The organism is Tabrizicola flagellatus (genome assembly GCF_046295235.1).
Taxonomy (GTDB): domain Bacteria; phylum Pseudomonadota; class Alphaproteobacteria; order Rhodobacterales; family Rhodobacteraceae; genus Tabrizicola; species Tabrizicola flagellata_A.
On record NZ_JBKBLV010000019.1, the window covers coordinates 36,133 to 62,341 of the forward strand.

General features: G+C 65.6%; 25 protein-coding genes. 12 read left to right on the plus strand and 13 right to left on the minus strand.

The window, feature by feature from the left end; all coding sequences use genetic code 11:
- Nucleotides 1-25: 25 nt before the first annotated feature.
- The 8 genes from ACK4IU_RS10155 to dnaK form a co-directional block, all read right to left on the minus strand.
- A complete protein-coding gene (locus tag ACK4IU_RS10155) occupies nt 26-856 on the minus strand; it encodes a carbohydrate ABC transporter permease (protein ID WP_409734547.1) in 831 nt (276 codons plus the stop codon).
- A gap of 1 nt (nt 857) precedes the next feature.
- On the minus strand, nt 858-1,730 hold the full coding sequence (locus ACK4IU_RS10160; protein ID WP_409734550.1) for a carbohydrate ABC transporter permease: 873 nt from the start codon (nt 1,728-1,730) through the stop codon (nt 858-860).
- Between the two features lie 161 nt (nt 1,731-1,891).
- The gene (locus ACK4IU_RS10165) at nt 1,892-3,205 is read right to left on the minus strand and encodes an ABC transporter substrate-binding protein (protein ID WP_409734554.1); all 1,314 of its coding nucleotides are present in this window, start codon (nt 3,203-3,205) and stop codon (nt 1,892-1,894) included.
- Between the two features lie 104 nt (nt 3,206-3,309).
- Nucleotides 3,310-4,257, minus strand: coding sequence for a sugar-binding transcriptional regulator (locus ACK4IU_RS10170; protein ID WP_409734557.1), 948 nt, complete (start codon nt 4,255-4,257; stop codon nt 3,310-3,312).
- Nucleotides 4,254-4,937: an HAD family hydrolase gene (locus ACK4IU_RS10175; RefSeq protein WP_409734560.1), complete on the minus strand. Its 684-nt coding sequence runs from the start codon at nt 4,935-4,937 to the stop codon at nt 4,254-4,256. Before ACK4IU_RS10175 ends, ACK4IU_RS10170 begins: the two co-directional genes overlap by 4 nt.
- Before the next feature lie 27 nt (nt 4,938-4,964).
- Nucleotides 4,965-5,729 carry a RadC family protein gene (radC, locus tag ACK4IU_RS10180; protein ID WP_409734563.1) on the minus strand — a complete coding sequence of 255 codons (765 nt, stop codon included), beginning with the start codon at nt 5,727-5,729 and terminating at the stop codon, nt 4,965-4,967.
- Nucleotides 5,730-5,817: 88 nt separating this feature from the next.
- Nucleotides 5,818-6,969, minus strand: a complete 1,152-nt coding sequence (gene dnaJ / locus ACK4IU_RS10185; protein ID WP_409734566.1) for a molecular chaperone DnaJ — start codon at nt 6,967-6,969, stop codon at nt 5,818-5,820.
- 72 nt (nt 6,970-7,041) lie between these two features.
- Entirely contained in the window at nt 7,042-8,949 is a 1,908-nt protein-coding gene (dnaK, locus tag ACK4IU_RS10190) for a molecular chaperone DnaK (protein ID WP_409734569.1), read from the minus strand.
- A gap of 423 nt (nt 8,950-9,372) precedes the next feature.
- Here dnaK and ytfQ point away from each other — a divergent pair, with 423 nt between their 5' ends.
- The 5 genes from ytfQ (at nt 9,373) to ACK4IU_RS10215 (ending at nt 14,704) form a co-directional block, all read left to right on the plus strand.
- On the plus strand, nt 9,373-10,344 hold the full coding sequence (gene ytfQ, locus ACK4IU_RS10195; protein WP_409734572.1) for a galactofuranose ABC transporter, galactofuranose-binding protein YtfQ: 972 nt from the start codon (nt 9,373-9,375) through the stop codon (nt 10,342-10,344).
- Between the two features lie 105 nt (nt 10,345-10,449).
- Nucleotides 10,450-11,970, plus strand: a complete 1,521-nt coding sequence (locus ACK4IU_RS10200; protein ID WP_409734575.1) for a sugar ABC transporter ATP-binding protein — start codon at nt 10,450-10,452, stop codon at nt 11,968-11,970.
- Entirely contained in the window at nt 11,967-13,007 is a 1,041-nt protein-coding gene (locus tag ACK4IU_RS10205; RefSeq protein WP_409734578.1) for an ABC transporter permease, read from the plus strand. Before ACK4IU_RS10200 ends, ACK4IU_RS10205 begins: the two co-directional genes overlap by 4 nt.
- Complete coding sequence (gene yjfF / locus ACK4IU_RS10210) at nt 13,004-13,963, plus strand: galactofuranose ABC transporter, permease protein YjfF (RefSeq protein WP_409734580.1); 960 nt, start codon at nt 13,004-13,006, stop codon at nt 13,961-13,963. Before ACK4IU_RS10205 ends, yjfF begins: the two co-directional genes overlap by 4 nt.
- An 18-nt stretch (nt 13,964-13,981) precedes the next feature.
- Nucleotides 13,982-14,704: a FadR/GntR family transcriptional regulator gene (locus ACK4IU_RS10215; RefSeq protein ID WP_409734582.1), complete on the plus strand. Its 723-nt coding sequence runs from the start codon at nt 13,982-13,984 to the stop codon at nt 14,702-14,704.
- A 32-nt stretch (nt 14,705-14,736) separates the two neighbouring features.
- On the opposite strand, the gene ACK4IU_RS10220 is transcribed toward ACK4IU_RS10215, so the two are convergent.
- Nucleotides 14,737-15,561, minus strand: coding sequence for an ABC transporter permease (locus tag ACK4IU_RS10220; RefSeq protein ID WP_409734584.1), 825 nt, complete (start codon nt 15,559-15,561; stop codon nt 14,737-14,739).
- A 109-nt stretch (nt 15,562-15,670) separates the two neighbouring features.
- Between ACK4IU_RS10220 and cysQ the strand changes: the two genes are divergently transcribed.
- From cysQ to ACK4IU_RS10255, 7 genes are all read left to right on the plus strand, one after another.
- Nucleotides 15,671-16,459: a 3'(2'),5'-bisphosphate nucleotidase CysQ gene (gene cysQ / locus ACK4IU_RS10225; RefSeq protein ID WP_409734586.1), complete on the plus strand. Its 789-nt coding sequence runs from the start codon at nt 15,671-15,673 to the stop codon at nt 16,457-16,459.
- A complete protein-coding gene (locus tag ACK4IU_RS10230) occupies nt 16,456-17,247 on the plus strand; it encodes a 3-deoxy-manno-octulosonate cytidylyltransferase (protein WP_409734588.1) in 792 nt (263 codons plus the stop codon). The genes cysQ and ACK4IU_RS10230 overlap by 4 nt, the downstream gene beginning before the upstream one ends.
- 176 nt (nt 17,248-17,423) lie before the next feature.
- Nucleotides 17,424-18,320 carry a UTP--glucose-1-phosphate uridylyltransferase GalU gene (galU, locus tag ACK4IU_RS10235; RefSeq protein WP_409734591.1) on the plus strand — a complete coding sequence of 299 codons (897 nt, stop codon included), beginning with the start codon at nt 17,424-17,426 and terminating at the stop codon, nt 18,318-18,320.
- A gap of 170 nt (nt 18,321-18,490) precedes the next feature.
- Nucleotides 18,491-19,414: a glycosyltransferase family 2 protein gene (locus ACK4IU_RS10240; protein WP_409734593.1), complete on the plus strand. Its 924-nt coding sequence runs from the start codon at nt 18,491-18,493 to the stop codon at nt 19,412-19,414.
- Between the two features lie 31 nt (nt 19,415-19,445).
- A complete protein-coding gene (locus ACK4IU_RS10245; protein ID WP_409734595.1) occupies nt 19,446-20,456 on the plus strand; it encodes a glycosyltransferase family 2 protein in 1,011 nt (336 codons plus the stop codon).
- Nucleotides 20,453-22,162, plus strand: coding sequence for a beta-1,6-N-acetylglucosaminyltransferase (locus tag ACK4IU_RS10250; RefSeq protein ID WP_409734597.1), 1,710 nt, complete (start codon nt 20,453-20,455; stop codon nt 22,160-22,162). The genes ACK4IU_RS10245 and ACK4IU_RS10250 overlap by 4 nt, the downstream gene beginning before the upstream one ends.
- On the plus strand, nt 22,162-23,550 hold the full coding sequence (locus ACK4IU_RS10255) for a nodulation protein NodH (protein ID WP_409734600.1): 1,389 nt from the start codon (nt 22,162-22,164) through the stop codon (nt 23,548-23,550). Before ACK4IU_RS10250 ends, ACK4IU_RS10255 begins: the two co-directional genes overlap by 1 nt.
- Before the next feature lie 73 nt (nt 23,551-23,623).
- On the opposite strand, the gene ACK4IU_RS10260 is transcribed toward ACK4IU_RS10255, so the two are convergent.
- The 4 genes from ACK4IU_RS10260 to ACK4IU_RS10275 form a co-directional block, all read right to left on the minus strand.
- Complete coding sequence (locus tag ACK4IU_RS10260; RefSeq protein WP_409734602.1) at nt 23,624-24,088, minus strand: PTS sugar transporter subunit IIA; 465 nt, start codon at nt 24,086-24,088, stop codon at nt 23,624-23,626.
- Nucleotides 24,089-24,121: 33 nt separating this feature from the next.
- Entirely contained in the window at nt 24,122-24,697 is a 576-nt protein-coding gene (hpf, locus tag ACK4IU_RS10265; protein WP_409734604.1) for a ribosome hibernation-promoting factor, HPF/YfiA family, read from the minus strand.
- 228 nt (nt 24,698-24,925) lie between these two features.
- A complete protein-coding gene (gene lptB, locus ACK4IU_RS10270; RefSeq protein ID WP_409734607.1) occupies nt 24,926-25,699 on the minus strand; it encodes an LPS export ABC transporter ATP-binding protein in 774 nt (257 codons plus the stop codon).
- Nucleotides 25,699-26,190 (minus strand): LptA/OstA family protein, encoded by a 492-nt coding sequence (locus tag ACK4IU_RS10275; RefSeq protein WP_409734609.1) that lies wholly within the window; start codon nt 26,188-26,190, stop codon nt 25,699-25,701. The genes lptB and ACK4IU_RS10275 overlap by 1 nt, the downstream gene beginning before the upstream one ends.
- Nucleotides 26,191-26,209: the final 19 nt, after the last annotated feature.

Here is a 26,209-nt window from a genome sequence, read left to right on the forward strand (position 1 = left end):
TTTCCTCACTTCACCGCGCCGCCCGTCACTTGACTGCACCAAACGTCAGGCCGCGGACGAGTTGCTTCTGGCTGAACCAGCCAAGGATCAGGATCGGCAGGATGGCCATTGCGCTGGCTGCCGAGAGTTTCGCGTAGAACAGGCCTTGCGGCGCCGAGAAACTGGCGATGAAGGCCGAGAGCGGCGCCGCCTTGGTGGTCGTCAGGACGATGGTCCAGAACGCCTCGTTCCAGGCGAGGATGATGTTGAGAAGCATCGTCGAGGCGATCCCCGGCAGCGCCATGGGCGTCAGGACATAGGCGATCTCGTTCCAGAGATTAGCCCCGTCCATGCGCGCGGCTTCCAGGATCTCGCCGGGGATTTCCTTGAAATAGGTGTACAGCATCCAGACGATGATCGGCAGGTTCATCAGCATCAGGACAAGGACGAGGCCGATCTTGGTGTCGATCAGGCCAAGCCGCTGGAAGATCAGGTACAGCGGGATCATCACCGCGACGGCGGGCATCATCTTGGTGGAGAGCATCCACATCAGAAGGTCCTTGGTCTTCCTGCCCGGCACGAAGGCCATGGCCCAGGCGGCCGGAATGGCGATCACCAGGCCCAGAAGGGTGGAACCGACCGCGATGACGACCGAGTTCCAGAAGAACCGGGGGTAATCCGACCGGGCCCAGACCTCGGCATAGTTCTCCAGCGTCCAGTCGGCCGACAGGAACTGCGGCGGCATGGCAACGGCCGAGGGCTCGGTCTTGAAGCTGGTCAGGATCATCCACAGGACCGGGAAGAAGATCAGCATGGCGACGGCCCAGGCGGCGGCGGTGGTGATCCACATGCGGCGGGGGGAAAGCGCGCGGGCCATGTCAGTTCTCCAGGTTCCGGCCAAGGCCGCGCATCAGGAAATAGGCCACGATGTTCGCCAGGATCACCGCGATGATGCCTCCCGCCGCCGCCCGCCCGATGTCCTTGGCCGCAATGGCCTGCTTGAAGATCATGTAGGGGAGCGTCGTGGACGCCGATCCGGGACCGCCCTGCGTCGTGGTGAAGATCTCGCCGAAGATGCCCAGAAGGAAGATCGTCTGGATCAGGATGACCACGGTGATCGCTCGGGTCATGTGGGGCAGGATGATGTAGCGGAAGCGGCTGAAGGCCGACGCCCCGTCCATCTCGGCCGCCTCGAGCTGTTCCGACGACAGCGATTGCAGCGCCGTGAGAAGGATCAGCGTGGCGAACGGGAGCCATTCCCATGAAACGATGCCGATGACCGACAGCATCGGATACTGTTCCAGGAACAGGATCGGCTGCGCCCCGAAGCCCCGGGCGATGGCCGAGAACAACCCGTTCTGCGGGTGCATGAACAGGTTCTCCCAGATCGACGCGGCGACGGGCGGCATCACGAAGAACGGCGCGATCACCAGGATGCGCAGGAAGCCCTGGCCCTTCACCGGCTGGTCGATCAGAAGCGCGATCAGGATGCCGAGGACGACGGTGATGACCAGCACGCCCCCCACCAGCGCCAGCGTGTTGAACAGGGCCAGCCAGAAGTCGGGCGAGTTGAAGAACCAGAGATAGTTCGTGAACCCGACCCATCCGGTCCGGTCCGGCGACAGAAGTCGGTAGAGCCGGAACGAATAGTAAAGCGTCATCGCCAGCGGCACGATCATCCAGATCAGCAGCACGACGACCGACGGCGCGACCATCATCCGGGCAGCGAGGCGGCTGGAATGCGTGGACATGGGACTCTCTCCCGAAGCAGATGACGAAAGGGTGCGGCCTCCACGGGGGCCACGCAACCGGCTCGTGCGCGTATCGAGGGGAAGGTCGGCTTGCGGACATCGCGATCCGCAAGCCGAAGGTGATCCCGGGGGAAATGGGAGGCAGTCCCCCGCGGTCGATGTTACTGGATGTAGCCCGCGGCCTTCATTTCCTCGGTGACGGCAGCCTGCGCCTCGGCCAGCGCCTGGTCGGCCGTCTTGGAGCCGGCCAGCGCGGCCGAGAAGATCTCGCCCACCGTGGTGCCAAGGCCCTGGAATTCCGGGATGGCGACGAACTGGACACCGACATAGGGCACCGGCTTGACCGTCGGGTTGTTCGGATCGGCCGAGTTGATGCTGTCGATCGTCATTTTCGCGAACGGCACCTTGGCGTATTCCGGGTTTTCATAGAGCGAGGTCCGCGTGCCCGGAGGCACGTTCGCCCAGCCTTCCTTCGATGCGACCAGCGCCAGATAGTCCTTGTTGGTCGCCCAGTCGATGAAAACCTTGGCCGCGTCCTTGGCATCCGACGAAGACGGGATCGCCAGCGACCAGGCCCAGAGCCAGTTGCCGCGCTTGCCAAGCCCGTTGTCCGGGGCCAGCGCGAAACCGACCTTGTCGGCCACGGTCGAATCCTTCGGATTGGTCACGAACGAGGCCGCGACGGTGGCGTCGATCCACATGCCGCACTTGCCCTGCTGGAACAGCGTCAGGTTTTCGTTGAACCCGTTGTTGCTGGCACCGGGCGGGCCATAGTTATTCATCAGGTTGAGGTAGAAGTCGATCGTGGCCTTCCATTCCGGCTGGTCGAACTGCGGCACCCAGTTCTCGTCGAACCAGCGCGCGCCGAAGCTGTTCGACATGGCGGTGATGAAGGCCGTGTTCTCGCCCCAGCCGGCCTTGCCGCGCAGGCAGACGCCGTAGATGCCGGCATCCTTGTTGGTCATGGCAGCGGCGGCCTTCTCGATGTCGGCCCAAGTCGGCGCCTCGGGCATGCTCATCCCGGCGGCCTCCATCAGGTCGGTGCGATACATCACCATAGAGCTTTCGCCGTAGAAGGGCGAGGCATAGAGAGTGCCGTCCACCGTAAGACCGCCGCGGATCGCGGGCAGAAGGTCGTCCACGTCATAATCGGCGGGCAGGTCGTTCAGACTTTCCAGCCAGCCCTGCTTGCCCCAGATCGGAACCTCGTAGGTGCCGATGGTGATCACGTCGTACTGCCCGCCGCCGGTGGCGATATCGGTCGTGACGTTCTGGCGCAGGACGTTTTCCTCCAGCGTCACCCATTCCACCTTGATGTCGGGATTCTTGGCGTTGAAGTCGTCCATCAGGCCCTGCATTCGGACCATGTCGCCGTTGTTCACGGTGGCGACGGTGATGGTGGTTTGGGCCATCGCCGCACCCGAAAGGGCGAGCGAAGCCGTCGCACCCAGAAGGGCGCGGAGCGAGATGGTCATTATAGTTCCTCCCTCTGACGGTTGAGCAAATCCTCACCGCATGAGTAAATGCCCACAATGCGCCATGAGTCGTCAAGCCCAAACTTTCGCTGCGCGTGCACTGTTCAGGAAGCTGCCAGAAGCGCGGTGGCGGTGGGCTCATCGGTGACAAGGCCGTTGACGATGCGCCCCGTCAGCGCCGCCCGGATGGCCATGACCTTTGCACTGCCGGCCGCCACCGCAATGACCGGCTTGCTTTGCCCCGGTTCGACGCGCACACCGCCGACAAGGGCATTGCGTGGGGTGTCGATGTAGCGACCCTGAGCATCATAGACCCAGCTGCAGATCTCTCCAGCCGCGCCAAGCTCCTGCAACTCTCGCAGCGCATCGGGTGTCACGAAGCCGTCCAGGGCAAGGGGCGCGTCGGGGCCCATCTGCCCCACGCCGACAAAGGTGATGTCGGCCTGCCGGGCCAGGTTGAACACTGTTCGCACCGGGCGCAGATGCATGAAGAACTCGCGCTCTTCCGGCGTGTCGGAGATCACGGGCACGGGCATCGGGTAATAGGTGGCGTTCAGCTTCTCGGCGATGCGGCTGATCACATCGTAGAGCGTTGCAGACCCGTCCGGCGCGATGTTGCCCAGAAGCGAGACGATGCGGTGCTGCCCCGGGTCGGTGCGGGTAAGCTGTTCGGCCATCGCACGCAGGGCGCGTCCGGTGCCGAAGGCGATGACCTGCGGCGTGTCTATGCGCAGAACGCGCTCCAGCTCGGCTGCGGCGGCTGTGGCGATGGCTCTTGCCGGATCACCCCCCGGTCCAAGACCCGGGGCCACGCGGCAGCGTGTCAGGCGGTAGCGTTCCGTCAGGGCCCGCTCCAGGTCGAGGCAGGCGCCGATCCGGTGCACCAGGCGGATCTGGATCAGCCCCTCGGCCATCGCCCGGCTGACCAGCCTCTGCGCCCGCTGGCGGCTGACGCCCAGCTCGGCTGCGATCTGGTCCTGGGTCATCCCGGCGACGTAATACAGCCATCCGGCCCGGGCGGCTTCGTCCTGCAGGCTTGGTTCGGTGCTCATGCCGGTTCCCGGACGGATTTCAGACCCGGGGCAATCTGGAAGAAGTCGGCAAAGCTGACAAGCCTGCGATGCGGCTTGGCATCCGGCGGTTCTTCCGGAGCCTCCGGTCCGAGGTGGCTGGCTCCGACAAAGCGCCAGACGGTCATTCCCGCCGCAAGCCCGGCGCGGAGCCCGGTCAGGCTGTCCTCGATCACCAGCGTCCGCCCAGGTGCGGCCCCCATCCTTTCGGCCGCATGAAGGAACAGGTCCGGTGCGGGCTTGCCGCGCGCGACCATCGTCGAGGTGAAGACCCGGTCTCCGACCAGATCGGTCAGGCCGACCAGCTTGAGCGACATCTCCACCCGGCGCGGGGAGGAAGACGTGGCGACGCAGAACGGCACGCCGATCCCTGTCAGCACCTCGTGGACATGCGGGACGACCTTGAGGCTGCTCTGGAAGGCGGCCAGCAGCGCCTCGCGATACTGCGTCTCGAACTCGGGCGGCAGGTCCAGGCCGAACTCGCGCCGGATCGTTTCCATCACCACGGGGTAGCTGCGGCCGAGGAAATGGCACTCGACGTAAGGAAGGTCGATGGTCAGGCCAAGACGCGCGAGTTCGGCCACCAGCATCCGCGCGCTGATGATCTCGCTGTCGATCAGGACGCCGTCGCAGTCGAAGATGACAAGGTCGAATTCGCTCATGCGCCCATGCGTAGCGCAACCGTTGGGCTAAAGGTAGCCCCGTGAGCGAAAGCTCAGCTCGCGCGACTTGCCGATGATGAGGTGGTCGTGGAGCGTCAGGCCCAAAGCCTCGCAGGCGTCCTTGACCTGATGGGTCATGCTGAGGTCCGCATCCGAGGGCGTGGGGTCGCCCGAGGGGTGGTTGTGGACGAGGATCAGCGCGCTGGCGTTCAGTTCCAGCGCCCGCTTGACGATCTCGCGCGGGTAGACGGGAACATGGTCGACGGTGCCCTTGGCCTGTTCCTCGTCGGCGATCAGCACGTTCTTGCGGTCGAGGAACAACACGCGGAACTGTTCCGTTTCGCGGTGCGCCATGGTGGTGTGGCAGTAGTCGAGCAGCGCGTCCCATGAGGACAGGATCGGCTTCTGGATCACCCGCGCCCGCATCATTCTTTGCGCGGCGGCCTCGACCAGTTTCAGCTCCAGCACCACGGCAGGGCCGGCCCCCTTGACCATCTGGAGGCGCGCTGGAGAGGCGGTGATGACCCGGTTGAAATCCCCGAACGTGTCGAGGAGGAGCCGGGCGAGCGGCTTCACATCCTGCCGGGGAATGGCGCGGAAGAGGACAAGTTCGAGGAGTTCGTAATCGGGCAGCGCCGTGCCGCCCGCCTGCATGAACCGGTCGCGCAGGCGCTGGCGGTGGTCGGCGATGTAGGACGGCAGCCGCCCGGTCAGCGCCTGCGGTTCCGCCTCATCGGCATCCCCCGCAGGCGCGACCAACGGCAGAAACGGCTCGTCGAAGGACCTGACCATAGCGCCAGGATACGCAGCTCATGGTTGAGGAACAGTTAACGGCGCTGCGCAAGATTAGGGTGGGCAACTTGCCCACCCTACGAAAGGGTCAGCCCTTCATCCCGTCCCAGAAGCCCTTGACCTTTCCGAAGAAGCTGGAGCTTTCGGGGTTGTTCTCCTCGCTCAGCTTCTCGAACTCGCGCAGAAGCTCGCGCTGCCGCGCCGTCAGGTTCACCGGGGTCTCGACCGCAAGCTCGATCACCATGTCACCCGTGTTCGACGACCGCAACGCCGGCATGCCCTTGCCGCGCAGCCGCATCTGCTTGCCCGACTGCGCCCCGGCCGGTACCTTCACCCGCGCCTTGCCGCCGTCGATCGTCGGCACCTCGATCTCGCCACCAAGGGCGGCCGTCGGCATGCTGACCGGCACCCGGCAGAACAGGTGGATGCCGTCCCTCTGGAAGAGCGCGTGCTCCTTCACCTCGATGAAGATGTAGAGGTCGCCATTCGGCCCGCCGCGCAGACCCGCCTCGCCCTCGCCGGCCAGACGGATGCGCGTGCCCGTCTCCACCCCCGGCGGAATGTTGACCGACAGCTGCTTCTCCTTCTGCACCCGACCCTGGCCGCCACAGGTCCGGCAGGGGTTCTTGATGATCTGGCCCATGCCGTTGCACTGCGGGCAGGTGCGTTCGATGGTGAAGAAACCCTGCTGCGCCCGGACCTTGCCCATGCCGTTGCAGGTCGGGCAGGTGACGGGCTCGGCGCCTCCCTCGGCCCCCGACCCGTGGCAGGTGTCGCAGGTGACCGAGGTCGGAACGTGGATCGTCTTCTGGATGCCGGTATAGGCCTCTTCCAGCGAAACCCGCAGGTTGTAGCGCAGATCCGAGCCGCGCTGCGCCCGGCTGCGACCACCACCACCGCCGCCACCGCGGCCCATGAAATCGCCGAACAGGTCCTCGAACACATCCGAAAACGCGGATGCGAAATCGCCCTGCTGGCCATAGCCGCCAGGACGCGGGCCACCGCCCATGCCGCCCTCGAAGGCTGCATGGCCGAAGCGGTCATAGGCCGCCTTCTTCTGCTCGTCCTTCAGGACGTCGTAGGCCTCGTTCACTTCCTTGAACTGGGCCTCGGCCTGCGGATTGTCGGCGTTCCGGTCAGGGTGCAGTTCCTTCGCCTTCTGGCGATAGGCCTTCTTCAGCTCTTCGGCCGAAGCGCCCTTCCTGACCCCGAGCACTTCGTAATAGTCGCGCTTTGCCACGGCAAAACCCCCATCTGGAACCGAGGAGGGGCGGCCCGTTGCCAGACCGCCCCCTTCCCGTGTTCCCGCGGCTTACTTCCGCTTGTTGTTGCCCAAGTCCTCGAAGTCGGCATCGACGATGTCGTCGTCGTCCACCGGGCGTGGCTCGTCGTCACCCGAACCACCTTCGGCCTGGCTCGCCTTGTAGATCGCCTCGCCCAGCTTCATCGCGGCCTCGGTCAGGTTCTGGATCGCCGACTTGATCTTGCCGGCATCCTCGCCTTTCAGCGCGTCTTCCAGCGGGCTCATCGCCAGCTCGATCGCCTCGACGGTGGACGGGTCCACCTTGTCGGAATGTTCCGCCAGGCTCTTCCTGGTCGAGTGCAGCAGGCTTTCGCCCTGGTTCTTCGTCTCGACCAGCTCCTTGCGGGCCTTGTCGGCCTCGGCATTCGCTTCCGCGTCCTTGATCATCTTCTCGATGTCGGCCTCCGACAGACCGCCCGAGGCCTGGATCGTGATCTGCTGCGCGCGACCCGTGCCCTTGTCCTTGGCCGAAACCGACACGATACCGTTCGCGTCGATGTCGAAGGTCACCTCGATCTGCGGCACGCCGCGGGGCGCGGGCGGGATCTGTTCCAGGTTGAACTGACCGAGCAGCTTGTTGTCCGCGGCCATTTCCCGCTCGCCCTGGAACACGCGGATCGTCACCGCGTTCTGGTTGTCCTCGGCGGTCGAGAAGACCTGAGACTTCTTGGTCGGGATCGTGGTGTTGCGGTCGATCAGGCGGGTGAACACGCCACCCAGCGTCTCGATCCCCAGCGACAGCGGGGTCACGTCCAGCAGCACCACGTCCTTCACGTCGCCCTGCAGCACGCCGGCCTGGATCGCGGCGCCCATGGCCACGACTTCATCCGGGTTCACGCCCTTGTGCGGCTCTTTCCCGAAGAACTTGGTGACCTCTTCGATCACCTTCGGCATGCGGGTCATACCGCCCACGAGCACGACCTCGTCGATGTCGTCCTTGGACACGCCGGCATCCTTCAGCGCGGCCTGACAGGGCTTGATCGACTTTTTGATCAGGTCATCGACCAGGCTCTCCAGCTTGGCGCGGGTCAGCTTGACCACCAGGTGCAGAGGCTGCCCGGTGTTCTTGTCCATGCTGATGAACGGCTGGTTGATCTCGGTCTGCTGGGACGACGACAGCTCGATCTTCGCCTTTTCCGCCGCTTCCTTCAGACGCTGCAGCGCCATCTTGTCCAGCGTCAGGTCAACGCCATGCTCTTTCTTGAACTCGTCCGCGAGGTACTGGACGATGCGCATGTCGAAGTCTTCACCGCCAAGGAAGGTGTCGCCGTTCGTGGACTTTACCTCAAACAGGCCGTCATCGATTTCCAGGATGGTGATGTCGAAGGTGCCGCCGCCAAGGTCATAGACGGCGATCGTCTTCGATTCCTTCTTGTCGAGGCCATAGGCCAGCGCGGCCGCAGTCGGTTCGTTGATGATGCGCAGGACTTCCAGACCCGCGATCTTGCCGGCGTCCTTGGTCGCCTGACGCTGGGCGTCGTTGAAGTAGGCCGGAACCGTGATGACGGCCTGGGTGACGGGTTCACCCAGATAGGACTCGGCGGTTTCCTTCATCTTCTGCAGGATGAAGGCCGAGACCTGGCTGGGGCTGTATTTCTCGCCGCGCACTTCGACCCAGGCGTCGCCGTTGCCGCCGTCCACGATCTTGTAGGGGACAAGCTTCTTGTCCTTCTCGACCTCGGGGTCGCCCAGGCGGCGGCCGATCAGCCGCTTGACGGCGAAGATGGTGTTTGCGGGGTTGGTCACGGCCTGGCGCTTGGCGGGCTGGCCGACAAGGCGTTCGCTTTCCGTGAAGCCGACGATCGAAGGCGTCGTGCGCGCGCCTTCCGAGTTCTCGATGACGCGGGGCTGCGAACCATCCATGATGGCAACGCAGGAGTTCGTCGTCCCGAGGTCAATACCGATGACTTTGGCCATGTGTGTATCCCTTTGGTTCAGGCGATGTTCCGGCAAGGACCCTGGATCAGAAGGCATCCCCGCCTTGAGAGAAGACGTCGGGTCTGGCGGCCCGGCGCCCGTGTGAGGCGTATATAGGCAGGCGTTTTCCGGCCTGCAACGGTTGCATGACGGGCATTGTGGCGAATCTTCCGCATCGGTGCGGACCTGTAGCGGAATTGGCTGGGGCGCCCGCATAAGATGATGCTCTGCATCTGGTGCAGGGGGCCTTGCGCGCTATCCGGTCGGGCTCTGGGCAGAAACCGGCATCGACCGTCCCGACGGCCGCGTCCGGCTGGGTCACGCAAGGCACAGGGAACAAATTTGTTGCATATAGTAATACTTTTGATAACGTCCCCTGAGCCACCCGAGGAGAGTGGCCAAGTTTTCCATTGGGAGGAAATCATGAACGTTTTCAAGGCTCTCGCGCTTGGCGCGGGACTGAGTGGCTTTTTGCTTTCAGCCGCCTATGCGGAAGGTCTTCAGGGCAAGGTCATCGGCTTCTCGCAGATCGGGTCCGAGTCGGGCTGGCGCGCGGCGGAGACCTCGGTGACCAAGCAGGTGGCGGCTGATCTGGGCATCGACCTGAAGTTCGCCGATGCGCAGCAGAAGCAGGAAAACCAGATCAAGGCGATCCGCGGCTTCATCGCGCAAGGCGTCGATGCGATCCTCGTCGCTCCGGTCGTGGCCACCGGCTGGGAAGAGGTGCTGACCGAGGCCAAGGAAGCGGGTATCCCCGTCGTCCTTCTGGACCGCGGCATCGAAGGGCCGGAAGACCTCTACCTGACCTCGGTCGCTTCAGACCAGGTGAAGGAAGGCAGCGTGGCCGGCGAATGGCTGGTGGGTGCCGTCGGCGACAAGCAGTGCAATGTCGTCGAACTGCAGGGCACCGTGGGCTCTTCGCCCGCGATCAACCGCAAGCAGGGCTTCGAGGAAGCCATCGCGGGCAAGGCCAACCTGACCATCATACGCAGCCAGACCGGCGACTTCACCCGGTCCAAGGGCAAGGAAGTCATGGAGGGCTTCATCAAGGCCGAGGACGGGGGCAAGAACATCTGCGCGGTCTATGCCCACAACGACGACATGGCGGTGGGCGCGATCCAGGCGATCAAGGATGCGGGCCTGAAGCCGGGCTCGGACATCCTGGTCGTGTCGATCGACGCGGTCCCGGACATCTTCGCCGCGATGGTCGCGGGCGAGGCCAATGCCACGGTCGAGCTGACCCCGAACATGGCCGGCCCCGCCTTCGAGGCGCTGGATGCCTATCTGAACAGCGGCACCGTGCCGCCGAAGTTCATCATCACCGAGTCGAAGCTCTACACCCCGGCAGACGACCCGCAGGGCGAATACGAGCGGCGCAAAGGCCTCGGATACTAGGTTTCCTCTCCGGGGCGCCGCCGGGCGGGGCGAGGGGCCCCGCCCGGCGGAATTGCTTTATCCGCGGGATCGGCGGACAGTTGGCGGACGGAACGGGAGGCAGTGATGACCGATGGAACCGCACGGCCGGTGCTCGAGGCGCGGGGGATCGTGAAGGTCTTCGGCCAGCACCGCGCGCTGGACAATGTGGATTTCGCGGCCAATGCCGGCGAGGTGCACGCGCTTCTGGGCGAGAACGGCGCGGGCAAGTCCACGCTGATCAAGATCCTGACCGGCGCCTATCAGCCCGACGGGGGCGAGCTTCTGCTTGACGGCCAGCCGATCCACCTGCGCGATCCGCTGCACGGGCAAGGCTACGGGATCGGCACGGTTTATCAGGAGGTCAATCTCCTGCCGAACCGGTCGGTCTCGGAAAACCTGTTCCTCGGCCGCCAGCCCACGCGCTTCGGCCTGGTCGATCGCCGCCGGATCGACGCCCTGGCGCGCGAGCTTCTGTCCCGCTACGGGCTTGATATCGACGTGCGGGCCGAGCTTTCCGAATATTCCGTGGCCGTCCAGCAGATCGTCGCCATCGCCCGCGCGGTGGAACTGTCGGGCAAGGTTCTGGTGCTGGACGAACCGACCGCCAGCCTTGACCGCAACGAGGTGCAACGCCTGTTCGAGGTGGTGCGCGGACTGAAGGCCAAGGGTCTGGCGATCATCTTCATCACCCATTTCCTCGACCAGGTGTTCGACCTGGCCGACCGCGTGACGATCCTGCGCAATGGCCGCAAGGTCGCGACCCAGGCGCTGACCACACTCAACACCACCGATGTCGTGCGCATGATGCTGGGCAAGGACGTGGCCTTCGAACACCACCCGACCGCGCTGGCCGGATCGACGCGCGGCCAGGTCCGCGTCGCCTTCAAGGGGCTGAACCGCAAGGGACTGGCCCCCTTCGACCTCGCGGTCCACGAAGGCGAGGTCGTCGGGGTGGCAGGGCTTCTCGGCTCGGGCCGGACCGAGGTGGCGCGGCTGATGTTCGGCGTCGACGGCGCCGAGGGCGGGCAGGTCCTTGTCGATGACAAGCCGGTGACGATCCGCAACCCGGCGCAGGCGGTGGCGGCGGGCTTCGGCTTCTGCCCCGAGGACCGCAAGCTGGACGGCATCTTCGGCGACCTTTCCGTGCGGGAAAACATCATCATCGCGCTTCAGGCCAAGCTTGGCTGGTTCAAGGCCCTGAACCGCGAGGACCAGGTCGAACTCGCAGGCCGCTATGCCGAGGCATTGGACATCCGCGCGGCCAACCACGACATGCCGGTCAAGCTTCTGTCCGGGGGCAACCAGCAGAAGGTGATCCTCGCCCGCTGGCTGGCGATCGACCCGACCTTCCTGATCCTCGACGAGCCCACCCGCGGCATCGACGTGGGCGCCCATGCCGAGATCGTCCGCAGCATCAACCGCCTGCGCGAGGAGGGGCTGGCGCTGTTCGTCATCTCGTCGGAGCTGGACGAGGTGGTGGCCTATTCGAACCGCATCGTCGTCATGCGCGACCGCGAGATGGTGGCGGAACTCGCCGGCCCCGACATCGCCTCGGACGCCATCGTCCAGGCTATCGCCGGAACTCCGCAAGAGGTGCGCCCGTGACCCGTCAGACCGTCGATCTTCGTCCCACGACCGAGCCGCCCCTGCCGCGCCCGCGCCCGCTGGCGAGCTTCGTGACCCGGCCGCAGGTCATCGCCCTTGCCGCCGTCCTCTTCGTCAACTGGCTACTGTTCCCCGGCTTCTTCACCGTCACCTGGCAGGACGGCCGCTTCTTCGGCAGCCTGATCGACGTGCTGAACCGGGGCGCGCCGGTCGCGATCCTGGCCATCGGGATGACCATGGTCATCGCCACCAAGGGCGTGGACCTGTCGGTCGGTGCCGTCATGGCGATCAGCGGGGCCGTTGCGGCGGTCATGGTCACCTCGGGCTATCCCGCCTGGATGGCGGTGCTGGCCGCCCTTGGCGCAGGGCTGGTCTGCGGGCTGTGGAACGGGATCCTCGTCACCGTGCTGGAGATCCAGCCGATCATCGCGACCCTGGTCCTGATGGTCGCGGGCCGCGGGCTCGCCCAGCTGATCACGGAAGGCTACATCGTCACCTTCTCGGACCCCGTGCTGATCTTCATCGGCACCGGGTCGTTCCTCGGCTTCCCGATGCCCGTGGTCATCGCCTTCACGCTGATGCTTCTGGCCACGCTGATCGTCCGCCGCACCGCGCTTGGCCTTCTGATCGAGGCGGTGGGCATCAACCGCTCGGCCGCGCGGTTCGCCGGGCTGTCCTCGGGCGCGCTGCTTCTCATCGTCTATACCTTCGCGGGCTTCTGCGCCGCGGTGTCCGGCCTGATCGTCGCCGGGGACATCCGCGGTGCGGATGCCAACAACGCCGGCCTCTGGCTGGAGCTGGACGCGATCCTTGCCGTAGTCATCGGCGGCACCTCGCTGATGGGTGGGCGCTTCTCGATCCCGATGGCGGTCCTGGGCGCGATGATCATCCAGGCGATGAACACCGGCATCCTGATCTCGGGCTTCTCGCCCGAGTTCAACCTGGTCGTGAAGTCCGCCGTCATCATCGTGATCCTCGTCCTGCAATCCCCCCTGTCGGCGCGCCTGTTCCGCCGCCTGCCCGGAAAATCGCAATGACCCGCAGCCTGCGCCCGCTTCTGGCCACCACGCTCATCTTCCTGTTCGCCTACCTTCTGGCGGTGACGCAGCATCCGGCGATGTTCTCGACCCGGGTCCTGGGCAACTTCCTGACCGACAACGCCTTCCTCGGGATTGCCGCCGTCGGCATGACCTTCGTGATCCTGTCGGGCGGGATCGACCTGTCGGTGGGCGCTGTGATCGGCTTCACCACCGTCCTGATCGCCGTCCTCATCATGTGGCTGAACCTGCACCCGCTGGTGGCCTTCGCCATCGCCCTGACCGTCGCCGCCGGGTTCGGAGCGATCATGGGGGCGGCCATCCACTATCTGAAAGTGCCCAGCTTCATCGTGACCCTCGCCGGCATGTTCCTCGCCCGAGGCGGCGCCTCGGTCCTGTCGCCGGATTCCATCGGCATCCAGCACGCCTTCTATTCAGGGGTATCGAAAAGCTATATCCTCCTGCCGGGCGGAGGCCGCCTGACCGTGGTCGGGATCATAATGCTCATGGTCTTTGCCGTGGCGATCCTTCTTGCGCACCGCACGCGGTTCGGATCCAACGTCTATGCGCTCGGCGGGTCGGAAACCTCCGCCGCGTTGATGGGTGTGCCCGTCGCCCGCACCACCATCGCGATCTATGCGCTGTCCTCGTTCCTCGCCGGCCTCGCCGGGGTGGTCTTCTCGCTTTACACCTCGGCCGGCTACAGCCTGAACGCCCTTGGGGTGGAACTGGACGCCATCGCCGCCGTGGTGATCGGCGGCACGCTCTTGACCGGCGGCTACGGCTTTGTCGCCGGCACCTTCATCGGGGTCATGTTGCAGGGCCTGGTGCAGACCTACATCGTCTTCGACGGCACGCTCAGCAGCTGGTGGACCAAGATTGTCGTCGGCGTGCTTTTGTTTATGTTCATCGTGCTGCAACGCCTGGTGTTCCGGGCCGGACCGCGCCGAACGTAACCTCTTGGACCAAGCGAGATGAGCGAACCCGGGAGCCTGATCCGAACGCTCTCCGGGCGGCAGACGGCGCGGAACTTCCATTCCTACGTCATAAACGAGGTCGGCCGCGCCATCGTGTCCGGCGAGATGCCCGTAGGCTCAAGCCTGCCGGGCGATGCCGAGATGATGGACCGTTTCGGCGTCTCGCGCACCGTGCTGCGCGAGGCGCTGAAGACGCTGGAGGCCAAGGGCCTGGTCGAGGCGCGCGCCAAGGTCGGCACCCGCGTGCTGCCGCAGTCGCGCTGGAACCTCTTCGACCGCCAGATCCTGACCTGGAAGCTGGAAAGCGGCCCCTCGCCCGCCTTCCTGGCCGATTTCCGGCTGGTGCGTCGCGGGCTGGAGCTTCAGGCCGCCCGCCAGGCTGCGGCAAACCGCGAGGCGGAACATGTGCGGCTGCTCTACTACTGGCTGAACCAGCGCAGCGTCATGACCCATCAGCCGGAACCCTTCGCCATGGCCGAGTTCGAGATCCATCGCGTGATCGCCGAGGCCTCGGGCAATCCCTTCCTGCGCGCCGCGACCGCGCTTCTGGAGTTCGGCATCGCGCATGCGGTGCAAGGTCGCCTGACCTCGGATCTCCTCGCCCCGCCCGAAGGACTGGCGGCCGCGCGGACCCCGCACTACGAAGCCCTTGTCGCCGCCATCGAGAAGGGCGACCCGGACCATGCCGCCGCCGCCATGGACCGGCTGCTGGATGACTGAACTTCCAGGGCAAGTCCCTCGACCTGCTCCGGTCAGTGCCGCTTGTTCCAGCTTGCCGAGGCGTGCTGGCGCGTGAAGAACTCGGCCATCAGGCCGATCAGGATGCAGGCCAGCGCGAACCAGATGGCATAGTCATAGCTGGTATAGCGCGGCGTGTAGTTCAGGAACACGAAGCCGCGCGCCTGGTCGATGGTGTGGAACAGCGGGTTCCAGTCGAACCAGTCCCTGCGGGTTGGCGGCAGGTTGTTGGCCAGCACCATCTTGCCCGAGGCAAGGACATTGATCCGCTGATAGAGCGTCTTGATGATGCTGACGGCCTCGGGCTGCCAGGGCATGGCCGACAGGAAGATCATGCCGATGCCGATCCCGCTGAACCACGACAACAGGAACATGCCCATCATGCCGACCGGGTCATCGATCGTCACCGGGGTAATGGCGGCATGATAGACGAACAGGATGACCGCAGCGGCCAGGGTCTGCTGGTAGAGCGACCCCAGTGCTGCCCCCATGATCGAGATGATCGGATTCATCGGCGCATGCATCATCAGGCTCGAGGTCGGCCCGTCGGCCGAGGCGACCGCGCCGATCGCCTTGATATGGGTCATGAACATGAAGACGCCCGACATGACATACAGCATGAAGTCGCCGCGGACCGCGATCCTGCGCATGCCGAACAGGCTCATCATGAAATACATCACCAGCAGCATCAGCAGCGACTGGATGATCGCCATGACAAGGCCGAGGACCGCATTGTGATGGGTCTTGCGCATGTTGCGCACCGCGACATGGTAGATCAGTTCCAGGGTCTCGAACCCCAGACTGAACCACGATCGGTCGTATTGCCGGTGCCGGAACATGCCGCAAACCCTGTCTCGTCCGGCATGTTTCCACAGGAAACCTTGCCGTTCCGTTGACGAGGCAGGATAAGGGCGCGCGTCAGGTTCTTCAATCGCCACGGGAGCGGTCATGGATCTTCAGAAACTCGTGCCGCTTTTTCGCCGACTGGCGTTGCAGGCCGGCGACCGGATCATGCAGGTCTATGCGGGCCCCGATTTCGAGGTCCGCGCCAAGGGCGATGCCTCGCCCGTGACCGAGGCGGACATGGCAGCCGATGCGGTGATCTCGGCCGGTCTGCGCGCGGCCTTTCCCGATGTGCCGCTGATCACCGAGGAACAGGTCGCAAGCCACGCCCTGACCGCGCGAACCTTCTTCATCGTCGATCCGCTGGACGGTACCAAGGAATTCGTCCAGCGCCGCGGCGATTTCACCGTGAACATCGCCTATGTCGAGGACGGCGTGCCGATCTGCGGCATCGTCTATGCGCCCGCGAAGGCGCGGCTGTTCTACACCCGGCCCGACGGCACGGCGGTCGAGGAGACCGGCCCCTTCGGTCCCGAGCCCGGACCGCTGCGGCAACTGCGCGTCTCCACCCCCGACAATGCCGCTCTGATGGTGGTGGCCTCGAAATCGCACCGCGACCAGGCCACCGACGACTACATCGGCCGCTACGCCGTGCGCGACATGACCAGCGCAGGCTCCAGCCTGAAGTTCTGCCTCGTGGCAAGTGGCGAGGCCGACCTCTACCCCCGCCTCGGCCGGACGATGGAATGGGACACGGCGGCGGGCGACGCCGTCCTGCGCGCCGCGGGCGGGCGGGTCGTGCGCTTCGACGACCATGCTGCGCTGGGCTATGGCAAGCCTGGCTGGGACAACCCGTTCTTCATCGCTTTCGCCCCGGGAGTCGTGCTGAAATGAAGACCCTGATCGCCATTCCCGCCCGCTATGCCTCGACCCGCTATCCCGGCAAGCCGCTGGTCGCGCTGCGCGGCCCGGACGGCGAAAAAACCCTGATCCGCCGCAGCTGGGAAGCGGCAATGGCGGTGAAGGGCATCGACCGGGTGGTGGTGGCCACCGACGACGACCGCATCGCCGACCATGCAAGCGGCTTCGGGGCCGAGGTGGTGATGACCTCATCCGCCGCAAGAAACGGCACCGAACGTTGTGCCGAGGTAGCCGCGAAGCTGCCGGGTTTCGACGTGGTGGTGAACCTCCAGGGCGATGCGCCGCTGACGCCGGCCTGGTTCGTCGAGGATCTGGTGGCCGGGCTCGCCAGGGATCCGCAGGCCGACATCGCGACCCCCGTCCTGCGCTGCGACGGCCGGGCGGTCGCGGGCTTTCTGGCCGACCGCCGCGCCGGCCGGGTGGGCGGGACGACCGCCGTCTTCGGCGCCGGGGGCCGCGCGCTCTACTTCTCGAAGGAGGTCATCCCCTATACCGGGTCCGACTATGCCCCGGACGAACCTACGCCGGTCTTTCACCATGTGGGGGTCTATGCCTACCGCCCCGCCGCGCTGGCTGCCTATCCGACCTGGCCCATGGGCCCGCTGGAACAGCTGGAAGGGCTGGAACAGCTGCGCTTCCTCGAACAGGGTCGTCCGGTGCTGTGTGTCGAGGTGCAATCGCGCGGCCGCCAGTTCTGGGAGTTGAACAACCCGTCCGACGTGCCGGTCATCGAGACGATGCTTGCCGAAAATTCCCCGTGATTCCGCCAACGGCGGTATGGATTGTCTTTTTGTAGTCTTTTTTTGATGCGAAGGCCGGGGGACTGATGCAGGTTACGAATATTGCCGCGGCGCTGCCCGTTTAAGGTCAGATTCGGCTGCGATCAGCATTGAGCCAGAAGCATTGCGCCAGACCGGACGAAGTTGGGACGAGTCAGATGAAGAGCAGAAAGATCACCAAGGCGGTATTCCCGGTTGCGGGGCTTGGCACGCGATTCCTCCCCGCGACCAAGTCGATCCCGAAAGAGATCATGACTCTCGTTGATCGTCCGCTGATCCAGTACGCCATCGACGAGGCGCGCGCGGCCGGGATCAAGGAATTCATCTTCGTCACCTCGCGCGGAAAGTCGGCGCTTGAGGACTATTTCGACCACGCGCCGGAGCTCGAGGCCGAACTGCGGCGCAAGAACAAGACCGACCTGCTGGAGATCCTCAAGGACACCAACATGGATTCCGGCGCCATCGCCTATGTCCGGCAGAACCGGCCGATGGGCCTTGGCCATGCCGTCTGGTGCGCCCGTCGCCTGATCGGGAACGAACCCTTCGCCGTGCTTCTGCCCGACGACGTGATCGCGGCCGAGAAGCCCTGCCTGCAACAGATGGTCGAGGCCCATGCCGAAACCGGCGGCTGCATGGTCGCGGCAATGGAAGTCGCTCCGAAGAAGACCTCCAGCTATGGGGTCCTCGACATCGACCGGGACGATGGCGAGATCGTCAGCGTCAAGGGCATGGTGGAAAAGCCTCGCCCCGAGGATGCGCCCTCGAACCTGGCGGTGATCGGCCGTTACATCCTGACGCCGAAGGTGCTGACAAATCTGAACAAGATCAAGCAGGGCGCCGGCGGCGAGATCCAGTTGACCGACGCCATCGCGCAAGAAGCGAAGAAGCCCAACTCGGTCTTCGGCCTGCGCTTCCGCGGCCAGCGCTATGACTGCGGCTCGAAGATCGGGTTCCTGCAGGCCACCGTCGCCTTCGGCCTGGCCCGGCCCGAGTTCGGGCAGGAATTCGCCAGCTTCCTCAACGACCTGACCGCGATGCAGAAGGCGGCGCAATAGGCTTGGGATCGGCACTCTCGCCCATTCGGCGGCTGCCACATGCCTGCCCGATCGGCGCCCTGGACGACCCTCCACGCGGGCTGACAGGCGCGCTGCTTGCGCTCAGGCTGCGCCGGAACCGGCAGCGTCTGTTGCTGCGAGCCCTTCGTCGCAGGGGACAGCTGTCTGCCTTGGCCGACCGGACGGCGCAGATCGCCGCGGGCGATATCCTCGGCTTTTCCTGTGTCCGCAACGAGGCCCACCGTCTGCCGCATTTCCTGCGTCACCACCGCGCGCTGGGGGTGCGGCATTTCCTTTTCGTGGACAATGCAAGCACGGATGGCACGTCCCGGCTGCTGGCCGATCAGCCCGATGTCTCGCTCTGGCATACTCAGGGCAGCTACAAGGCCTCGCGCTTCGGGATGGACTGGCTGACCTGGCTCCTGATGCGCTACGGGCACGGGCACTGGTGCCTGACGCTGGATGCCGACGAGCTTCTGATCTACCCCTACTGGCAGACCCGACCGCTTCCCGCGCTGACCGACTGGCTGGACCGGCAGGGCCGGTCGAGCCTTGGCGCGCTGACGGTGGACATGTATCCCGAAGGCCAGGTCTCGCAGGGTGCCGTCGCGCCGGACGAGGATCCGCTGGCGCATCTTTGCTGGTTCGACGCCGGCAATTACCAGGTCCAGGTCCAGCCACGGATGCGCAACCTGTGGATCCAGGGCGGCGCCCGGGCGCGGGCCTTCTTCGCGGCGGACCCCCGCAAGGCCCCAACGCTGAACAAGATCCCGCTGGTCCGCTGGCACTGGCGGCAGGCCTACGTCAACTCGACCCATTCCCTTCTGCCCGCCTGGCTGAACCAGGTCTATGCCACCGATGGCGGAGAGCTGACCTCGGGTATCCTTCTGCACACCAAGTTTCTGCCCGGCATTACCGAACGGTCGGCCGAGGAAAAGGCGCGCGGCCAGCATTTCGGGGATGCGGCCCAGTATGCCGCCTATTACGACCGGCTGACTGCCGACCCGGTCTTGCACTGTGGCGCGTCCACCCGATACACCGGCTGGCGGCAGATGGAGGCTCTGGGCCTGATGTCGCGGGGCGGCTGGATATGACGGGGCGGGTCTCGGACGCAGGGGGCGGGCGATGGGTCTGAGGATGCTGATCCGGCTGCGGACAGAGCGGCGCTACCTGCTTGCCCGGGCCTGGCGTCGGGGCCGCCAGCTGACCGCCGTCGCCGACCGCACCGCCACCCTTCCGGCGCAGCCGATCCTGCTGTTCTCGACCATGCGCAACGAGCGCATCCGCCTGCCCTACTTCCTGACCTACTACCGCAGGCTCGGGATCGACCACTTCCTCATCGTCGACAACGGGTCCGACGACGGCACTCGGGAATATCTGGCCGATCAGCCCGATGTTTCGCTCTGGTCCACCACGCACAGCTACAGACAGTCGCGCTTCGGCATGGACTGGCTGATGCACCTTCTGCGCCGGCACGGTCACGGGCGCTGGTGCCTGACCGTGGATGTGGACGAATTCCTGGTCTATCCCTTCTGCGAGACCCGCCCGCTGCGTGCGCTGACCGACTGGCTCGACAGCGCCGAGACGCCCAGCTTCTCGGCCATGATGCTGGACATGTATCCCAGGGGCGCGATGCACGAACAGCCCTACCGCGAGGGGCAGAACCCCTTCGAGATCGCGCAGTATTTCGACAGCGGCAACTACGTCATCAGCCGCAACCCCCTGTATCGCAACCTCTGGATCCAGGGCGGCCCCCGGGCGCGGCTGTTCTTCACCGACCGGCCGAAACGCGCGCCGGCGATGAACAAGACGCCGCTGGTGAAATGGCACCGCAGCTATGCCTATGTTTCCTCGACCCACATGCTGCTGCCGCGCGCGCTGAACCTGACCTACGACGACCAGGGCGGCGAACGCCCGTCCGGCGTCCTTCTCCACGCCAAGTTCCTCGACACTTTCGCCAGCAGGGCCGCCGAGGAACTCACCCGCGGCCAGCACTATGCCCAAAGCCAAGAATACCGCGCCTACCGCGAGGGGATCACCCGCGAACGCGATCTCTGGTGCAATTGGAGCGAGAAGTATGTCAACTGGCGTCAGCTGGAGGTTCTGGGCCTGATGTCGAAGGGAAACTGGGCGTGACCGGGGACAGCGCACTGGGCATCGTCATGCTGTGCCACGCGGACCTCGACCGCGCGGCACAACTCGCCCGGCACTGGGCCCTGCACGGCTGCCCCGTGGTGATCCATGTCGATGCCCGTGCACCGCACGACCAGGTTAACGCCCTTTCCGCTGCGCTGGCCGATCTGCCCGACATCCGCTTTTCCCGCCGGACCCCTTGCGAATGGGGCACCTTCGGCATCGTCCAGGCCACCCTGGACGCCGCGACCCTGATGCTGGCCGATTTTCCGGCGGTCTCTCATGTGCTGCTCGCTTCGGGCTCATGCCTGCCGATCCGGCCGGTTCGCGCGCTGAAGGCGCATCTTGCCGCGCATCCCCACACCGACTTCATCGAAAGCGTGACCACCGCCGATGTCGGCTGGACGGTCGGCGGGCTGAACGAGGAACGTTTCACCCTGCGCTTTCCCTTCGCGTGGAAGCGCCAGCGCCGCCTGTTCGACGGCTATGTCGCGCTGCAACGCGCCCTGCGCTTTCGCCGCCGCCTGCCCCCGGGCCTCGTCCCGCATCTGGGCAGCCAATGGTGGTGCCTGACCCGGCCCACGCTCCAGGCCGTTCTCTCCCACCCCGACCGTCCGGCGATCGACCGATACTTCCGCAGGGTCTGGATACCGGATGAAAGCTATTTTCAAAGCCTGGTCCGGCAGGTCTCGAACCGCATCGAAAGCCGGTCGCTGACCCTGTCCAAATTCGACTACCAGGGCCGCCCGCATGTGTTCTACGACGATCACCTGCACCTTCTTCGCCAGGCCGATGCCTTCCTCGCCCGCAAGATCTGGCCGCGGGCCGATCTGCTCTACCGCACCTTCCTCGGCCCCGACAGCGACCGGGCGCTGGCGCCGGAACCCAACCCCGGCAAGATCAACCGCCTGTTCGCCAAGGCGGTCGAGCGGCGGCTGAAGGGTCGCCCCGGCCTCTACATGCAAAGCCGCTTCCCGACCCGCGCCCGCGGCGGCACCAGGTCAGCCGCCCCTTACGGCGTCTTTTCCGGCTTTGCGGAACTCTTCGACGATTTCCAGCCCTGGCTTGCCCGAGCGCTGGATGCCCGCGTGCATGGCCATCTCTTCGACTTCGACCGGGTCCAGTTCGCGGGCGGCGAAAGCGTGTTCAAGGGCGGCCTGTCGGACAGCCCCACGCTTCGTGACTACAACCCGCGCAGCTTCCTGACCAACCTGATCTGGAACACCCGGGGCGAGACCCAGTGCTTCCAGTTCGGCCCCGCCGACGAACAGGCCATCGCCCCGTTCCTGGCAAGCGATCCGAACGCCACGATCTTTGCCATCACTGGGGCCTTCGCCATCCCGCTCTGGCGCTCGGGTCGCAGCGCCGCCGAGGTGCGGGCCGAGGCGGCGCGCCTGCAAAAGGTGGAAAGCGAGTTCATTGCCCAGCTGAACGGTCCGGAAGCGCGCGCCTCCATCCGGATCTGGTCCCTGGCCGAGTTTGTCGAGAACCCGGCCGAGCCGCTGGAGCAACTGGTTGACGCCCTCAACCCCCGCGCCGCGCACCGCGTCAGCGACCTGCCGTCGCTGATCCCGCTGCAAGGGTTCGGGGCCTTTCTCCAGGACCTGCGCAACCAGGGCATGGCACCCGTCCTGATGGGAGACTTCCCGGCCGACGCCGAGCTTGCCCAGCCTCACCAGAGCCTTCCGCGCCCCCGGATCGTCCGCTGATGCCGCGCTTTCACTCATTCGTGGTCTTTGCCGAGATGCGCACCGGGTCGAACCTGCTCGAGGCGAACCTGAACGCGCTGCCGGGCGTGGTCAGCCACGGCGAGGTGTTCAACCGCTACATCCTCGGCCGCAAGGACCGGACCGAGCTGTTCGGGATCACGATGGAAGAGCGCGACCGCGACCCCGGCCGCCTCCTGCGCAAGCTGCGCGAGGAAACCGAGGGCCTGCCGGGTTTCCGCTTCTTCCACGACCACGACCTGCGCATCCTGGACGAGGTGCTGCCCGACCCCGGTTGCGCCAAGATCGTCCTGACCCGCAACCCGCTGGAAAGCTATGTCAGCTGGAAGATCGCCCAGGCGACCGACCAGTGGAAGCTGACCCATCCCAAGCGGCTCAAGACCGCGAAGGTGCGTTTCGACGTGCCGGAATTCCTGGCCCATCTGCGCGACATCCAGGCCTTCCAGCTTCTGATCCTGAATGCGCTCCAGACCGCCGGGCAGACCGCCTTCTATCTCGATTACGAGGATCTGGGCTCGCTTGAGGTGGTGAACGGGCTGGCGGCCTTCCTCGGCGTCGAGGCGCGGCTGAAGTCGCTGGACGACACACTGAAGAAGCAGAACCCCGGCCCCATCGAGGACAAGCTGGAAAACCCCGAGGCCCTGGCCGAGGCGGTGGCGGCGGTAGATGTGTTCAATCTGGGCCGCACCCCCAGTTTCGAGCCGCGACGGGCGGCGGGTGTGCCGACCGCGCTCGCGTCCGAGGCGGGTCTTCTCTTCCTGCCCATCCGCTCCGGACCCGAGACCCCGATCCGCGACTGGTTCGCGAGCCTAGGCGCGGTGACCGAAGGCTTCGAACAGAAATCCCTGCGCCAATGGAAGCGTCGGCATCCCGGCCACCGCAGCTTCACGGTGCTCCGCCACCCGCTGCTGCGCGCCCATGCCGCCTTTCGCTGCAAGATCGTGATGGGCGAGGCGCAGGACCTGCGCCGCATCCTGATCAACGGCTTTCTCGCCGAGCTTCAGCCCCCGGGCGCGCCCTTCCCGACGCCTGAGGCCGAACGCGCGGCCTTCCTGATTTTCCTGCACTACTGCCGCCTCGCGGTTGCCGGCCAGACCGGGGCCCGCGTGGACCCCAGCCTGTGCAGCCAGACCGCGCTGGTCCAGGGCTTTGCCGGCTTCCAGCCGCTCGACCACCTTCTGCGCGAGGATCGCCTGACCGAAGGCCTTGCCCACCTGGCCGCCGAAGTCGGGGTGGCCGCGCCCAGGCCAGGGCCCGACCCCGCCGTGACGGACCTGGAGTCGATCTGGGACGAAAGCCTGGAAACCGCCGCCGCCGAGGCCTATGCGCGCGACTACATGGGATTCGGCTTCGCCCGTTGGCGCGGCTGAATGCTCCTCGTGCGGCTTCGCCGCCTCGTCGCAGGCCCGCGAGGAGGGACGAAGTCCACGACGAGCACGCCTCTCAGGCGGCCTGCGGCGCCCGGGCTTCGGTCAGTATCGCATACAGTTTGGCGGGATCGGAATTCGCGCGCAGCTTGGCCACCACGCCCTGATCCCGCATCGTCCGGCTGACCAGCGCCAGCGCCTTCAGATGATCGACGCCCGAATCCTTCGGTGCGAACAGACCGAAGATAAGATCGACCGGCTGGCGGTCCACGCTGTCATAGTCCAGCGGCTTTTCCAGCCGGACGAAGACGCCGATGATCGACTTCAGGTCCTCCAGCCGGGCATGCGGCAGGGCGATGCCATGCCCCACGCCCGTCGGCCCCAGCGTCTCGCGTTCCTGCAAACCCTCGATGGCGGCCGCCCCGTTCAGCCCGTAGGCCTGCGCGGCAATCTCGCCCAGCTCCTGGAACAGCCGCTTCTTCGAGGTGAACTGGCCGACCACGCGGACGGCGCCCGGGACAAGCAGCTTGGAAAGTTCCATGGGTCGGCGTTGTTCCTGCGTCACTGGGACGCTTCATTTGCTGTTGCGGGGATCGATCCAGCCGATGTTGCCATCGTCCCGACGGTACACGACATTCACGCCCCCATGGCCTTCGTTGCGGAACACCAGCATCTTTTGTCCGGCCAGTTCCATCTGCATCACGGCCTCGCCGACGGTGATCGAAGGGATCTTCGTCTCCATCTCGGCGATGACCACGGGCTGAAGGGTGTCAGGCTCGGCGTCGTCGGCGTCCTCGTTTGCGGCGAGGATATACGAGGCCGCCCCGGCGAATTCAACGGGGGCCGAGCGGTTCGAGTGGTGGTTGCGGATCCGCCGCTTGTAGCGGCGCAGCTGCTTGTCCATCTTCTCGCGGCAGGACTCGAAGGCCGCGTAGATCTCCGACGCATGCCCGCGGGCCTGGGCCGTCAGGCCGGTGGACAGATGGATCGTTGCCTCGCAGACGAATTCATGCGCCATCCGGGAAAAGACCACCACACACTCGGTCGGCCGTTGGGCATATTTTTCAACGACTTCACCCAATTCGGCCTTCACATGGGTCTGAAGAGCCTCACCGACGTCGATCTGCTTCCCACTGATCTGATAGCGCATGATCTCTCCTTTTCGCATGCTGACAGACCGGCAAGGAGCGTCAGCCCCTTCCGGTCCGTCCGTCCGACAATGAACCGAAGAAACGTCGCGTCACGCCAGTTCCGCCGGGCGGAGACACCGCTGGATGCAGACCGGAGACATGGGCATGTAACGCGCTCATTACAGGCATTTGGCGCCAGCCCAGCCCGGCTTGTCAACCGAATCGATGGTCACATCCCGCGGGCCCGCCTAGACGATGCGGAAGTTCTCGCCCAGATAGACCCTGCGCACGGTCTCGTCGCGCACGACCTCGTCCGTGGTGCCCGACATCAGCACCTTTCCATCATGCAGGATGTAAGCCCGGTCCACGATTTCCAGCGTTTCGCGGACGTTGTGGTCGGTGATCAGCACCCCGATCCCGCGCGCCTTCAGGTCGTGGACCAGGTGGCGGATTTCCCCCACCGCGATCGGATCGACCCCGGCGAAGGGCTCGTCCAGAAGCAGATATTTCGGATCCGCCGCCAGGCAGCGCGCGATCTCCACCCTCCGCCGTTCGCCGCCCGAGAGCGCAAGCGCCGGCGTGCGCCGCAGATGGGTGATCGAGAACTCGGACAACAGCTCTTCCAGCCGCTCGCGCCGCTTGTGGCGGTCGGGCTGGACGATCTCCAGCACGGCGAGGATGTTGTCCTCCGCCGACAGGCCCCGGAAGATCGAGACCTCCTGCGGCAGGTAGCCGATCCCCAGCCGGGCGCGGCGATACATCGGCAGCGCGGTCACGTCCTTGCCGTCGATCAGCACCTGCCCGCCCTCGGGCATCACCAGCCCGGCGATGGCGTAGAAACAGGTCGTCTTGCCCGACCCGTTCGGGCCGAGAAGCGCCACCACCTCGCCGCGGCGCAGGTCCATGCTGACATCGCGGATCACCGGCCGTTTCTTGTAGCTTTTCCGCAAGCTGCGGATCTGCAACCCGGCCTGGCCGTCGGTCACCGTCAGATCCGGCCTCTGGCCCGGGGTCCCCGCCATCAGTTGCCCCCCGGCCGGAAGGTCGTGGTGACGCGACCTTCCATCACGCCCGTCCCGTCCTTCAGGTTGATGGTCAGCTTCTGCCCCGACATTGCCGAGGGGCCCTGCGTCAGCAGCACATCGCCGGTCAGCACGATGACCCCGCTGTCGATGGTGTAGAGCGCCTCGCGCGCCTCGGCCGCATCGCCGAGGTTCGTAACCGTCACCCCGCCCGAGGCGACGAGGCTGTCGATGCTCTTGCGGTCGGCACCGTAGGTCACACGCACCTCACCCGCGGCCAGCTTCATCTCGCCCTGGGTGACGATCACGTTGCCGCTGAACACCGCATTGCCGTCGGCGTTGTTCACCGTCAGCTGGTCGGCCTGCACCTCGACCGGCAGGGTCGTGTCCTGGTTCAGATCACCGAAGGCGATCTTCTGCTGGGCTGCCGCCACCGAGGCCGCAAGCGAGAGCGCCAACGCCAGGGAAAAGGATCGAAAGGTGAATGCCATGCGAAAACCTCTGCAGCGC